Raw genomic sequence first — 12,099 nt, 5'->3', positions numbered from 1 at the left:
CAACGACACGCTCACGCAACTCAATCGGATGCGGCTTGCCCATGGTGCATCTCCTTCCATGAGACAAGTGAATCACAGATCAAGCCAAACGGGAATCCCGAATCCGGTTAACAGCGACATGCTTTAGGCTGCCCCGTTGAATCCTGCTTGGCGGGTGTTCGTTACTTTGCCTGTGTGAAGAGATTGCGGAACTGGCGCGGCTGTGAACGCAGAAACTGGGGAGCCGCCTCAATCGTTTCGCCGAAATGCGCCGCCGCATGCCACGGCCAGCGCGGATCATAGAGAACCGTGCGTGCGAGTCCGATCATATCAGCATCACCAGTGGCCAGAATGGCTTCAGCCTGCTCGAAATCGGTAATCAGACCGACAGCAACGACGGGAATATTGACAGCCGCTTTTACAGCGCGCGCCAGCGGTACCTGATAGCTCGGGCCGACTGGAATTTTCTGTGCCGCATCAAGGCCGCCGCTCGAAACGTGAATTGCTGCGCAACCTCTTGCGGCCAAAGCTTGCGAGAACGCTACGGTCTGTTCGATATCCCAACCGCCTTCGACCCAATCCGTTCCGGAAACGCGCATCGTGACCGGACGATCCGCTGGGAAAGCGGCGCGAACAGCGTCGAACACTTCGAGCGGAAAACGCAGACGGTTTTCCAGCGAGCCGCCATATTCATCGTCGCGCTTGTTCGAGAGCGGCGACAGGAATTCGTGCAAAAGGTAACCATGGGCTCCGTGCACCTGGATTGCATCGAGACCGAGCCGCGCCGAGCGTTTGGCAGCGCTTACAAATGCATCGCGGATGCGCTTCAACTCGTCTTTATCCATCGCTGTCGGAGCATTGTCGGCGGGGTTAAACGCCACTGCAGATGGCGCAATGGTCTGCCAGCCGTTCTCGTGCTGCGGCGCAATCTGGCGTCCACCTTGCCACGGCAAATCAGTAGATGCTTTGCGGCCTGCATGCGCAAGCTGTATGGCGATGGGCATGGATGACCAGCGACGAATACCGTCGAGCGTCCGTTCCAGCGCGGCTTCGGTTTCATCGGAATAAAGCCCGACATCCGCATAACTGATCCGGCCTTCAGGGCTGACTGCCGTTGCCTCAATCGTCAACAGCCCTGCTCCGGATTGAGCGAGACTACCCAGATGCATCAGATGCCAATCGGTAGTTTTGCCGTCTTCAGCCGAATATTGGCACATCGGGGCAATGACAATGCGGTTTTTCAGATGCAAACCGCCCACGTCCAAAGGAGAAAATAGCTTCGTCTGGCTCATTAGCTCGCGCGCCTCTTATTGAAATCGATCTGACAATGCCCTCTGACAGAGGGTTCGTCATCACACTTATCACAAGCTTATTTTCATTTTCATTGGCTAAAACGCCCCATAAGTTCAATAAAATTGAAGCATGGAATGCGCCGTTGGGAACAGTATTTCTGGTTTCGCCGCGCCAAATTTTATTCGCGAATTAATACTTTTCCGACGATTTACAACTAAGAACAGGCCATTGTGGATCGGGGGGATACCATGGCCTGGAAATTTATGCTGGCGACAGCCGTTATGGCGGTTGCGCGTACTATGCCAAATGTCTTTAAGCCTAATATTTTTAACACACCGGCGAAGCCTGCGCTCATTGCCGATAATGCATTCGACATGGAGCTGAAATCCGCGCCGATTAATCCTGAATGGATACTGGCTGGATCGCCAAAGGCACGTTCATGCGAGCAATCCGCCAGCGGCGACCGCGCGGCTTTCACTGCGATCTGGGATTGCACCGCGGGCGAATTTCGCTGGTATTTCGGCTGGGATGAAACGGTTTATATTCTCGAAGGCGAGGTGCATGTCACCGATGCCGACGGAAAACATCGAACGCTGAAAGCCGGTGATGTGGGCTATTTCCGCGGTGGAACATGGGCCACCTGGAAGATCGACCGCTACCTGAAGAAAGTTGCATTCATGCGACGTACCCTTCCCGCACCGACCTCCACTATTTATCGCATCAGCGATGCGTTGCGGAATCGGGTTGCGCGATTGTGAAGCTCCAGCCGCGTTGACGGGGCGTGCGGCTATTCTATATAAATAATGCGCATGATGGGAATGGGGGTCTCCCGAAACCGCCGCTTCTGGCTGATGACTCCTGCTCGAATTGACAACAGGAACGCAATGCGTCGATAGCGGGAAGCTGTCGGGGCTGTGGGTTATCCCCTGCCCGACTTTCTCCAGCAGGCATTTCGTTCCGCAATTTTGACAGGTGAATTATGCAAGCAACCATCATGGTGGCTCTCGGCGGCGCAATCGGAAGTGTAGCGCGTTACTGGCTCGCGCTTTTGATGTTGCCGGTCAGTCGCGACCTTCCCTGGGGCACAATCGTCATCAACATAGCCGGATCGTTTGCTATTTCCTTTTTCGGTGCGCTGACACTCGAACAGGGGCGCTTTGCGGTGCCGGAAATCTGGCGTATCGCCTTCATGGTCGGCGTGTGCGGCGGCTTCACCACATTTTCTTCATTCAGCCTGCAGACACTGGATCTCCTGCGAGCAGGCCAGGCCGGCAAAGCTCTGCTCAATATCGGCATTTCGGTTATCCTTTGCCTCATTGCGGTCTGGCTTGGCTTCCTTGCCGCGCAACAGATCAACAGCGGTTCCCAACAGATCGCACAAACTGCCGTCGAGGAAGAAGGGTCGTAGGCGACCAGATTCGAGGTGCCGAGGATTTAGTTTCTTAACATTGATGAATGCGGGCCTATATCTCCCCATGTAACAATGGAAAATGGAGAGAACCAATGCGTTTGATGCTTACCGTTCTGGCATTTGCAACGACCTGTGGTCTGGCGTCAGCCGCCGACCCTGAAGGTCAAAAACTTTCTGAAATCATTTCGAAGATCGAGCAAACCTCGGACGTGTCATATGTCGATGAAGTCGATTGGAATGATCGTGGCTATTATGAGATCGAGTATTTCATGAAGAACGGCGCGAAAGTCGAAATCAAAATCGATCCAAAGACCGGAGAATCGATCAAATAAGGTCTTGGAAAAGTGGTGAGCGCGCAGGGATTCGAACCCTGGACCTACTGATTAAAAGTGGCTTCCGCTCATACAAGCTGAAACATTATCAACGCTATAAAACACCCGATATCCCTGCAAAACATGGGGATTTCTGTTCTATAGTGTCCAGTGGCGTATCAGCGAGTTTTGACATTTCCGTACCCATACGGTACCCAAATGGAAATCAGAAGATTTTCATCAGTAGGTTCAATATGGCTAAGGTGCGTCTGACTACTCGCTTCATCGACACAGTAAAAGTCGATGTACGGACGGATTATCACGATACGCTTGTTCAAGGCCTTACCTTGCGAGTGGCCCCGACTGGTACCAAGACGTGGAACCTCCTCTATACCCGAGACAGCGATAGCGCGAAGCAGCGGGTGAAGCTTGGTCGTTACCCAGCGCTTGACCTTGAGAACGCCCGTGCGAAGGCGTTGAAAGCCATGAGTGGTGTTTCCGAAGGTGAAGACCCTGCCGAACACAAACGCGCTAGGCGGGGCGCTATGACGGTCGAGGAGCTAGGCGCGCTTTATATCGAGAAGTACGCCCAGCGGAATAAGAAGACGTGGAAGCAGGACGAGCAACTTCTCAAGGCTGATGTCTATCCTGAAATTGGGCGCATGAAAGCCGAGGCGGTCAAGAAGCGCGATATTCTGGATATCGTAGAGGCCAAGGCCGAGGCGGGCAAAGGGGCGCAATCGAATAACTTACTGGCGGTCATCCGCAAGATGTTCAATTGGGCAGTCGATGGCGACTATATCGAAGCCTCGCCTGCATCGGGCATCAAGCCGCGAGCGAAGCCCGTCAGACGCGACCGAGTGCTTTCCGGTGAAGAAATCAAGGCAATCCTAAAGGCGCTTCCTGACGCCGCTCTCAGCCCGCATACGGTTAGCATCATCCAACTGCTATTCTTGACCGGGCAACGCTCCGGCGAGGTATGCGGCATCAAACGCAGCGAAGTTGATCTTGATGGGAAGAAATGGACGATCTCAGGCAGCCGTACGAAGAATGGAAACACGCACGTGGTCCCGCTGTCTGAGCAGGCGCTGGCGATCCTTTCCAAAGCCATAGCGGACACTGATAAGGACGAGGAAGACCCTGCCCTATTCAGCCGCGTGGATAATCCGATTGAGAGCAATGCCATCGCGCAAGCGGTTAGGCTGAAGCTTCAAGTCACCGGCGAACGATGGACGCCTCATGATATTCGCCGCACGGTTGCTACCGGCATGTCAAATCTCGGGGTAATGCCGCACATTGTGGAAGCCTGTCTGAACCATATCAGCGGTTTCAGGTCCGGTGTCGCAGGTGTCTATAACCGAGCAACCTACGAGCCGGAGAAGCGGGACGCTTTGGAAAGGTGGGCTAGTAGCCTATCGGGAACGTTAAGTGAACCCAAAGTGAACAAAATAACACAGTTTCCTGCGGAAAACCCCAAATAAGACAACCCCAAGATTAGGGATACCCCCCTCTTTGCGTTATACTGGAAGGCAGTTAATCCGATTGCCCGAACGGTGAAGTCATGAGCAAATCTGTAAATAGCATCAAGACATTAATCAGCATTCGTGAAGTGTGCTCTATCACCTCCTTTTCACGTTCCACCCTGTGGAAGAAAGTGAAAGAAGGTGCATTCCCTAAGCCGGTTTCTTTAAGTGATGACGGCATTCGAAAAGCGTTTGTGTCCGATGAGGTTCAAGCGTGGATCGACAACCGTATCTCCCTCCGCGATCATAAGGACGCAGCATGAGTTTGCGGTTGCGGAAAATAGAGAACAGAGACGGTTCCGAAAAAGTACTAATTGGCAAGGTGATCTGGAAAGAAAAGCCGTCGCGCAAACGCGCACGGCGGTCGGACTGGACTTTCTCCATCGAATTGTTGCGGTTGCGCGAAATCGAAAAGCTAATTCGCCACAGGCACGGCGCGATGATCCCTGATCCTGAAGACACAGATGATCGGGAGACGTGCCTGAATTATGTGCGAGCAGCGGCACTTTCGAAGGCATCCGAGGATATTACCGCATGGAGCCGAAAGTGGGCACCATGGGCAACGGCTGCGGAAATACACTCTTTCATCTTGGAAGCTTTCAATCGCCGCAAGATGATGAAATCCGATGGTGTGGCAGGCCTTCTCAATGTCACGTTGGCAGAACGAACAACCATTGGATTGAACACGATTGGCGCTTGTGACGTTTCAAAGTCGGACCGCAAAAAAATGGCGAAGGAACGCAAGCGCGAGCAAGACAGGGATCGGCAGGCCAAGAACAGAGAAGCTCGTGGGTGCAAAAATAGAAAGTCCCACGAGGCGTTGACCATCACGCATCAAAAGCCGTGGGTGGAAGCCGGAGTATCGAGAGCCACGTGGTACAGGCAACGGCGTGAGACACAAAAGTCGAAAGTAGTATTAAACGGGATTGGCGACACTTCTGTCTCAAAAGCCGAAATATGTATCCGTCAAGACCGCGCAGCGGGATTGATGACGGGTCTGGGGGATTATCCCCCAGCGGAGCTCCAAGAGGCAGCGCCTCATGGGAAAGAAGATGCAAAATCTCGGAGGGCGGCATGATGCAAGAACCTAATGTGAACATTGTCTCGATCATTCCTTTCCCTCTGGATCGAGAACTTCGCCTTATCCGCGAGACTGCAAGACAGCTTGAGCGTCGTGATGGTGAACGTGCCAACAAATATTTCAGAACTGAATGCAACCGGATTTATGCCCGCCTTCAGGTGCTTGGCTTTGACCATGGGACGATTGATGAACAAGTAGATCGGTTCGCCAGCGCCGTTCAGTTGGAGCTTCAAAAAATGGCGATGTGTGCAACAGGAGGTGCCGCATGACCGAGCAATATAACTCCAGCATCATTGAAGCTGCCCGTTGGTTGGCGACCACGCCGGAACGCGACAGGCCGCACCCGATCATTCCGGCGCTTCGTCGGCGGTTTGGCTTGACCGTGCTTGAAGCGACCCTTGCCGCCGCAGAGAGCGTTCTTATCCAAGCGAGGGCAAATTGATCAGGAGAACCAGCAGCGAACGCCCCAGGACGGCAGCAGAGCGTCAACGTGATTGTCGCGCCCGTCAACGCCGTGGGGATGTGATATTCCCTCTCGCGCTTCCGGCTGAAGCCGTCAGAGATTTCCTCATCGAAACCGGACACCTGAAAGAATGGGACGATGACGATCCGGAGCGGGTCAAGGAGGCTCTTGAAGTCGCCTTCCGGGATTATGTCACGCGTGACGGGTCGTGACGATGCGGGGTGATAGATTTGTCAGCAATGGCAAACAAGGCACCCAACATGACCCGGAACACAAAAGACCAGAGGGGCGCGGCATACTTCACCCGCGCTCTTCGCCTCCCAGAGAAGCCCCGCCAGCTTGTTGAAGCGGGACAGGCATATGAGGCAACCCGGAACGCCAGAGCGTTAGCATCGCGTGAGCTTTCCGATATGCGGTTGAGCCGCAGTAATGCCGAAGCCGGTGTTACGGTTCGGTCAATTCCCAGTCAGGTACAGATTGATGATGCGGCGGATAATCTGGCCGAACTTGTCAATCAGGATACCGAGACAAGCGGCACCTTCCAAAGCCTCCATCGCGAATACGTCCAGACGGCCAATCAGCAACTCCATCCGGTTTATCAGGAATATGCCGCTGCCGTTCTCGAAGCGGTGGAGACACTGGATACCCTTCTGAAAGCTGGCGAAGATTTCCATCGTGAAGCTCTGCGGGCCGGTCTCTCTCCCGACCATCCAGCCATCAACGGCAGCAAGGGCCAGCGCGGCCTTATCGACAACTCCCTGAAACTTGCCCGGAGTTGGTGCCGATGATCATCAGCATGTTCTCAGATGATGGCATTAGCCTGGAGCCGACCGAGGCCGTGAAGCAGCGCAATCTGAAGCTTGCCGAGCGTCACCGCGCCAAGGGCGATTACGTCCGTCATATCGAGATCGCCATCAAGGGACCGATTGACGAACTGATGTTCTGCGACACGGTTGAGAAGCTTGCATATGCCCCGGCTGCACATTCGATCGATCTGATTGTCGACTGCCCCGGTGGCGAGTGCTTTCCAGCGATGTTGCTACACAAACAGCTTCGCGACCATCCCGCAGAACGCAAGACGGCTCATATTGTCGGTAGCTGCGAAAGCGGTGGCCTGTTGATCGCACTGGCAGCAGATCGGCGTATAGCCAGCCGGAAAGCCTCATTCCTCATCCATCAGTCGCGAAGTGGGGAATACTCGGTCACATCGTGGAAGGCCGGTGATTTTCAGCGTCAGGCAGATCAATTCCGGGCAATCGACGCGGACATGTTCGCTCTAATCGCGCAGCGCACCGGCATAGACGTTTCCATTATCGAAGCAATCGCATCCGACGAAATCCCATCACCAATCGAATGGTGCCTTCAAAACGGCATCATCCATGAAATCGCGGAGGATCAATCATGAGCCTGCGAGACTTAATCAAGAACGCCTCACCGGAGCTTTTGAAGTCACCCGTCCAAACTGGCGTTTTCTATGAAGCTCTAGCCGAAGTCATGGATGCATTCAGCGCAGTCAAAAAGCGACTGGATGCCCTGGAAGAAGGCGGCATCAAATACCGAGGCGCTTACCAGCGAGCACAGGACTATTCCAAGGGCGACGTGGTGACGTTCAACGGGTGCGCATGGATCGCCGTACGGACGCTCAAGGAAACAGAGGCACCGGCTTCATGTGATGGCTGGATGTTGATGGTGAAGAAAGGACGTGATGCGTGATGACCAAGAACACCAGCGACAAGAAGCTTTGCGCCGATCTTGAAAGGCATCTCAACAAGAAGATGGCGAAGTACCTCGCAGAAATTTGCGATGAGGTGATGATCGAACATCCTCGTGCCGATCCCGTTGCCGTCGCCCGCACCCTCGCAGTGGCGTTGTCATCGGTCGATGTGATCGCCCTCACCAAAACCATCACAAGCAAATCTGTAATGACCGAAAGGGCATCAGCATGACCACGAACGCACAAGAATTCGTTACGGCCATCATGGCCCAGATCAAGCCTGTTCTCGATGAGAGCTTGGCCGTAATAGGCGAGAAGATCACGGCTCTCGAAAAGGCCGTGTCTCGACATGAGGCTGCGGCGAAACAGCAGGCCCACGCCAACGACAAGCCAGATGCGTTCACCACGCCGATTGTTGAGCTGTTCGGTGACGATGCTGTGAATACGCTCCAGCGAGTTCAGGATGAGTTCGGCACCCGCGCCCGATACGAGACCGAGCTTTTTCTGCGATGCTACGCACACGCAACCGAGATATTCGGACGCGTACCCACCAAGGATGAGCAGCGCACAATCTTCAAGGTCGTCAAGCGCAATACAGATGGGATGACCTTCTGATGGCTAGACCTAAGCTCAAGCTGATCAAGCCTTTGGTCTCGACCATGAAGCCCCGCCTTGGACCTACACCTGGTAGCCAGAAGAGCCGAGACGCGCACCGCGTGAAGGTAGAGCCATGGCGTCGGTGGTATCGCATTGCCCGATGGCAGAAGCTTCGCATGAAGATATTCACTCGCGACCTCTTCACCTGTCAGATGTGCGGGCTTCTGGAAAGCGACACGTCCAAGCTGGTTTGCGATCACCGCGAACCACATGGCGGCAGCGAGACCAAGTTCTGGGATGAGACGAACCTGCAATGTCTCTGCAAGAACTGCCATGACGGCCTGAAACAGCGCCTCGACCATCAGATGAGGGCCTATCGATGACCGGGGGGGCCATTTTGTCACAGGAATGGACCGTCAGCGCGTACCCGCCCGGAACACATTCGCATATTTTTTATCTCACCAGTGAATTTCACGGTTCTATCGAAAATAACCGAAAAACTCACTGCGGCTTTCGCCCTTACAACCTCGGCTTTTGCGCGCTTGTCGATGACGCGATCACCCCATTTTTATTTGGAGAATTAACATGACCGACAAACCATTCTCGCAGATCAATCTCGTCTTTGGCGATGGCGAATACACCTTCGCGCTGACATGGGCCGGTGCTCAGGAGTGGGAGGAGAAAACGGGCCGCAGCCTGTATCATACGTTCAATGATATGGTTTCATCTCGAATGGGTTTTGTGTCGGACATCAGGGAGATTGTCCGCATCGCGCTCATAGGCGGCGGCACGGCCCCGTCGGAAGCCTTCAGATTGGTCAAGCGCTATGTCGAAGGTCGCCCGTTAGCGGAAACTATGCCGGTTGCACTGGAAGCCATCGAAGCCTTCCTGTTCGGCACCGATGAGGAGAACAAGCCGGAGGCTGCCAATGGCTAAAGGCTGGTATGTCAGCAACGACTTCAAGCGGCGGCTTTCCAAGCTGCCGCAGAGCGTTCAGAAGGCCACGAACAGAGCCATCGAGCAGAACGCCGATGAATGGGTTCGCACTTCTCGCAGCATGGCACCCGTGGACCCGAAAGACGGTGTGCATCTGAGGCCGAGCATTCGTCACTACGAGACCGAAACCGGCGGTCAGGTTGTGCGGGCTGGCGGTGAAGCCACCACGCGCCCCGTCAAGGACGGCCAGAGCGCCACATTCGATTACGCTCTGGCGCAAGAGTTCGGCACCCAGGAGATGGCAGCCAATCCCTTCTTCTGGCCCGCTTATCGCCTGTTCAAGAAGAAGTTCGCGAGCCGCCGCAGCCGCGCCATGAACAAATCAGTCAAGGATTTCAACAATGGCCAATGAACCCGCATTGTATGCGCGCATGGAAATGCGTGTCGCCCAGGCCGAAAAGCAGATGGCGAAGTTTGCCAAGCAGCTTGACGGCGAAATGGGGAACATGGAGCGCCGCACCAACAAGGCGGCGAAGAACATGGAAAGCTCGCTGAGCCGTGGCTTCTCCAAGATGAAAGGCATCGTGGCCGAGTTTGGCAAGGGCCTGTTTGCGGGCATCGCTGCCGGTGGCGTAGTTGGTCTCGCCGCGAGTGTACAGGCTGTCACGAAGTCATTTGCTGACCTTGGCCGCGAGGCGCAGACTGCCGGTATCAAGGTCGAGGATTTCCAGAAGTGGCGCTATGTTGCGGATCAGAACCGCATCGGCATTGACGCCATGATCGATGCTTTTAAAGAGCTCAATATTCGTGGTGATGAGTACGCAAAGACCGGCAAAGGCGGCGGCGCGGATGCCTTTGCTCAGATCGGCATGTCACCCGCAGAAGTCAAACAGCGCCTGAAAGACCCTTCAGCGCTATTGCTGGAAATCATCGACCGTACACGAAGACTGAAGGACACAGCGGCAGGCGTCAGGATATTTGACGAGTTGCTTGGAGGACAAGGGGGCGAGCAGTTCACCCGCCTCATTGAGCAAGGTCGCGAAGGCATCACTGCCACGCTCAACGAAGCCGAAAAGATGGGTGCTGTCTTCGATGCTGAATTCATCAAGAAGGCTGATGAGATCGACAAGGCTTTCAACCGTCTGGCGACCACGATGGGGACGGCTGTCAAAGGCGCTATCGTGGAAGCAGCAACCGCGCTGCAAGGCTTCCTGTCGTCGTGGCAGGGCATGGAAAACAAAACGCTGTCTGGCATCAATGCTGAACTGGACACACTCACCAAGCGCAGAGAGCAGCTTCTTGCTCAAAAAGGTGGATGGGAAGATAGCGTTCTCGGCGTCGTCGGCAAGGATGCTGCCACAGAGCTAAAAGCCGTCGATGAGCAGATGGCACGTTTGCAGGCTCGCAAGGACGAACTAACCGCGGTCAAACTCGAAACCATCACAATCGAGCCGCCAGTAAAGCCATACATCCCGCCTGACACCACAAAGAAGGGCAAGTCAGATGAGGAAAAGGCGCGTGACCGGGCAGCCAAGGCCGCTGAGCGCGAGCGTAAGGCTGTAACCGATCTGATCAAAGACCTGCAATTCGAAGCGTCCCTGGTTGGCAAGACGGCACTGGAGAAGGAAAAGCTAACCGCTCTTCGCCATGCAGGCGCGGCAGCGACGGCAGCAGAGAAAGCTCAGATCGAGCAACTGGTAGAAAGCACATACAAGGCCAATGAGGCGTTCGACAAACAGCGGGCCGCAATAGAGGAAATTAACGATGCGGGGCGTGAGTTTGCCGGTACGCTGGTTGATGGGCTTCTTTCCGGCGCAAAGGCTACAGACGTGCTCTCAGACGCGCTGAAGGGCCTTGCCAGCCGCTTTCTCAATTCTGGACTGGATGCGCTGTTTAATGGCCTCACGGGTGGCGGGAAAACGTCGTTTCTGTCTGGCATCATTCCGGGCTTTGCTTCTGGCGGCTACACAGGCGGCGGCGGCAAGAATGTTCCGGCTGGCGTTGTCCACAAGGGCGAATATGTCTTCGATCAGGAAGCCGTTCGGAAGGCTGGCGGTCCCGCTGCACTCGAAGCCATGCGTCGTGGCTTGAAAGGCTACGCGAACGGCGGCGCGGTAGGAATGCCCACCATCAGCGCACCACGTATGCCGTCGCTGGCGGGAATGTCGCAGACCAACAACAACACCCAGAACAATACGCCGACGATCAACGTCAACGTGTCCGGCGCGAACGGCAATGCCGAGATAACGGCCATGGTGCAGGAGGGTGTGTCACGGGGCATCGACGCATGGAAGAAGAGCTCAGATTTCAAAGCAAGGGCATGGGCGCAAGCGGATACACGCGTGAAAAACCCACGCTTGCGAAACTGGTGACGGAGGAAGCCATGACATCACCGTCTCTTGAGCTTCAAAAGGCCCTGTATGACCGTCTCAAGGCCGATCCGGTGTTGTCGGCGGTTATTGGCAGCCGGGTCTATGACACCGTGCCGGAGGGGGCCGAGTTTCCGTACGTATCATTCGGACCCTTCGATGAACTGAGCGATGACGCGGAGTGCATCACCGGCTTCGAGATCACCATGCAGCTAGACGTATGGTCGCGAAAACCTGGCTTCCCGGAATGTCGTCGGGTTGGCGATCTGGTCAGGCGGGCGGTACTTGGTGCCGAAATCGAACTGCCAGACAATCGGCTGGTTTCTATATCTCACCGGCAGACTATGACTATGCGTGACCCCGATGGGCTGACCAGCCACGGCATTATCAACTTTGTCGCTTTCGTAGAGCAAGGAGGCTGA

At 55.0% G+C, this 12,099-nt stretch carries 20 protein-coding genes and 1 riboswitch; of the genes, 19 read left to right on the top strand and 1 reads right to left on the bottom strand.

Annotation, left to right across the window (positions count from 1 at the left end; all coding sequences use genetic code 11):
- Positions 1–161: 161 nt before the first annotated feature.
- Positions 162–1,271 carry an NADH:flavin oxidoreductase/NADH oxidase gene (locus ABWW11_RS17795; protein WP_109367383.1) on the bottom strand — a complete coding sequence of 370 codons (1,110 nt, stop codon included), beginning with the start codon at positions 1,269–1,271 and terminating at the stop codon, positions 162–164.
- A 249-nt stretch (positions 1,272–1,520) separates the two neighbouring features.
- On the opposite strand from ABWW11_RS17795, the gene ABWW11_RS17790 reads away from it, so the two are divergent.
- The 19 genes from ABWW11_RS17790 to ABWW11_RS17700 all read left to right on the top strand — a co-directional run bounded on the left by ABWW11_RS17790 (position 1,521) and on the right by ABWW11_RS17700 (position 12,099).
- A complete protein-coding gene (locus ABWW11_RS17790; protein ID WP_109367382.1) occupies positions 1,521–2,030 on the top strand; it encodes a cupin domain-containing protein in 510 nt (169 codons plus the stop codon).
- A gap of 47 nt (positions 2,031–2,077) precedes the next feature.
- Positions 2,078–2,140, top strand: a riboswitch (Fluoride riboswitch).
- A gap of 111 nt (positions 2,141–2,251) precedes the next feature.
- Positions 2,252–2,680, top strand: coding sequence for a fluoride efflux transporter CrcB (gene crcB, locus ABWW11_RS17785; RefSeq protein WP_124915874.1), 429 nt, complete (start codon positions 2,252–2,254; stop codon positions 2,678–2,680).
- A 95-nt stretch (positions 2,681–2,775) separates the two neighbouring features.
- Positions 2,776–3,015 (top strand): PepSY domain-containing protein, encoded by a 240-nt coding sequence (locus tag ABWW11_RS17780; protein ID WP_109367380.1) that lies wholly within the window; start codon positions 2,776–2,778, stop codon positions 3,013–3,015.
- A gap of 233 nt (positions 3,016–3,248) precedes the next feature.
- The gene (locus ABWW11_RS17775; RefSeq protein WP_319080740.1) at positions 3,249–4,475 is read left to right on the top strand and encodes a tyrosine-type recombinase/integrase; all 1,227 of its coding nucleotides are present in this window, start codon (positions 3,249–3,251) and stop codon (positions 4,473–4,475) included.
- Between the two features lie 80 nt (positions 4,476–4,555).
- The gene (locus ABWW11_RS17770) at positions 4,556–4,780 is read left to right on the top strand and encodes a helix-turn-helix transcriptional regulator (RefSeq protein ID WP_319080739.1); all 225 of its coding nucleotides are present in this window, start codon (positions 4,556–4,558) and stop codon (positions 4,778–4,780) included.
- A complete protein-coding gene (locus ABWW11_RS17765; protein ID WP_319080738.1) occupies positions 4,777–5,595 on the top strand; it encodes a hypothetical protein in 819 nt (272 codons plus the stop codon). The genes ABWW11_RS17770 and ABWW11_RS17765 overlap by 4 nt, the downstream gene beginning before the upstream one ends.
- The gene (locus ABWW11_RS17760; protein ID WP_319080737.1) at positions 5,592–5,867 is read left to right on the top strand and encodes a DUF6074 family protein; all 276 of its coding nucleotides are present in this window, start codon (positions 5,592–5,594) and stop codon (positions 5,865–5,867) included. Before ABWW11_RS17765 ends, ABWW11_RS17760 begins: the two co-directional genes overlap by 4 nt.
- Positions 5,864–6,040: a hypothetical protein gene (locus ABWW11_RS17755; protein WP_319080736.1), complete on the top strand. Its 177-nt coding sequence runs from the start codon at positions 5,864–5,866 to the stop codon at positions 6,038–6,040. Before ABWW11_RS17760 ends, ABWW11_RS17755 begins: the two co-directional genes overlap by 4 nt.
- An 80-nt stretch (positions 6,041–6,120) precedes the next feature.
- Entirely contained in the window at positions 6,121–6,273 is a 153-nt protein-coding gene (locus ABWW11_RS17750) for a hypothetical protein (protein WP_319080735.1), read from the top strand.
- A 48-nt stretch (positions 6,274–6,321) separates the two neighbouring features.
- A complete protein-coding gene (locus tag ABWW11_RS17745; RefSeq protein WP_319080734.1) occupies positions 6,322–6,849 on the top strand; it encodes a hypothetical protein in 528 nt (175 codons plus the stop codon).
- Positions 6,846–7,466 carry an ATP-dependent Clp protease proteolytic subunit gene (locus tag ABWW11_RS17740; RefSeq protein WP_319080733.1) on the top strand — a complete coding sequence of 207 codons (621 nt, stop codon included), beginning with the start codon at positions 6,846–6,848 and terminating at the stop codon, positions 7,464–7,466. The genes ABWW11_RS17745 and ABWW11_RS17740 overlap by 4 nt, the downstream gene beginning before the upstream one ends.
- The gene (locus tag ABWW11_RS17735; RefSeq protein ID WP_319080732.1) at positions 7,463–7,774 is read left to right on the top strand and encodes a hypothetical protein; all 312 of its coding nucleotides are present in this window, start codon (positions 7,463–7,465) and stop codon (positions 7,772–7,774) included. Before ABWW11_RS17740 ends, ABWW11_RS17735 begins: the two co-directional genes overlap by 4 nt.
- Positions 7,774–8,007 (top strand): hypothetical protein, encoded by a 234-nt coding sequence (locus tag ABWW11_RS17730; RefSeq protein ID WP_319080731.1) that lies wholly within the window; start codon positions 7,774–7,776, stop codon positions 8,005–8,007. The genes ABWW11_RS17735 and ABWW11_RS17730 overlap by 1 nt, the downstream gene beginning before the upstream one ends.
- Positions 8,004–8,390: a hypothetical protein gene (locus ABWW11_RS17725; RefSeq protein WP_319080730.1), complete on the top strand. Its 387-nt coding sequence runs from the start codon at positions 8,004–8,006 to the stop codon at positions 8,388–8,390. Before ABWW11_RS17730 ends, ABWW11_RS17725 begins: the two co-directional genes overlap by 4 nt.
- Entirely contained in the window at positions 8,390–8,755 is a 366-nt protein-coding gene (locus ABWW11_RS17720; RefSeq protein WP_319080729.1) for an HNH endonuclease, read from the top strand. Before ABWW11_RS17725 ends, ABWW11_RS17720 begins: the two co-directional genes overlap by 1 nt.
- Positions 8,756–8,957: 202 nt before the next feature.
- Complete coding sequence (locus tag ABWW11_RS17715; protein WP_319080728.1) at positions 8,958–9,308, top strand: gene transfer agent family protein; 351 nt, start codon at positions 8,958–8,960, stop codon at positions 9,306–9,308.
- Positions 9,301–9,720, top strand: coding sequence for an HK97-gp10 family putative phage morphogenesis protein (locus ABWW11_RS17710; protein WP_319080727.1), 420 nt, complete (start codon positions 9,301–9,303; stop codon positions 9,718–9,720). Before ABWW11_RS17715 ends, ABWW11_RS17710 begins: the two co-directional genes overlap by 8 nt.
- Positions 9,710–11,680 (top strand): hypothetical protein, encoded by a 1,971-nt coding sequence (locus ABWW11_RS17705; RefSeq protein WP_319080726.1) that lies wholly within the window; start codon positions 9,710–9,712, stop codon positions 11,678–11,680. The genes ABWW11_RS17710 and ABWW11_RS17705 overlap by 11 nt, the downstream gene beginning before the upstream one ends.
- Complete coding sequence (locus ABWW11_RS17700; RefSeq protein ID WP_319080725.1) at positions 11,596–12,099, top strand: DUF3168 domain-containing protein; 504 nt, start codon at positions 11,596–11,598, stop codon at positions 12,097–12,099. The genes ABWW11_RS17705 and ABWW11_RS17700 overlap by 85 nt, the downstream gene beginning before the upstream one ends.

It is taken from the genome of Brucella sp. NBRC 113783 (assembly GCF_040372265.1).
Classification (GTDB): domain Bacteria; phylum Pseudomonadota; class Alphaproteobacteria; order Rhizobiales; family Rhizobiaceae; genus Brucella; species Brucella teleogrylli.
This window is presented reverse-complemented; position numbering and strand designations above follow the sequence as displayed.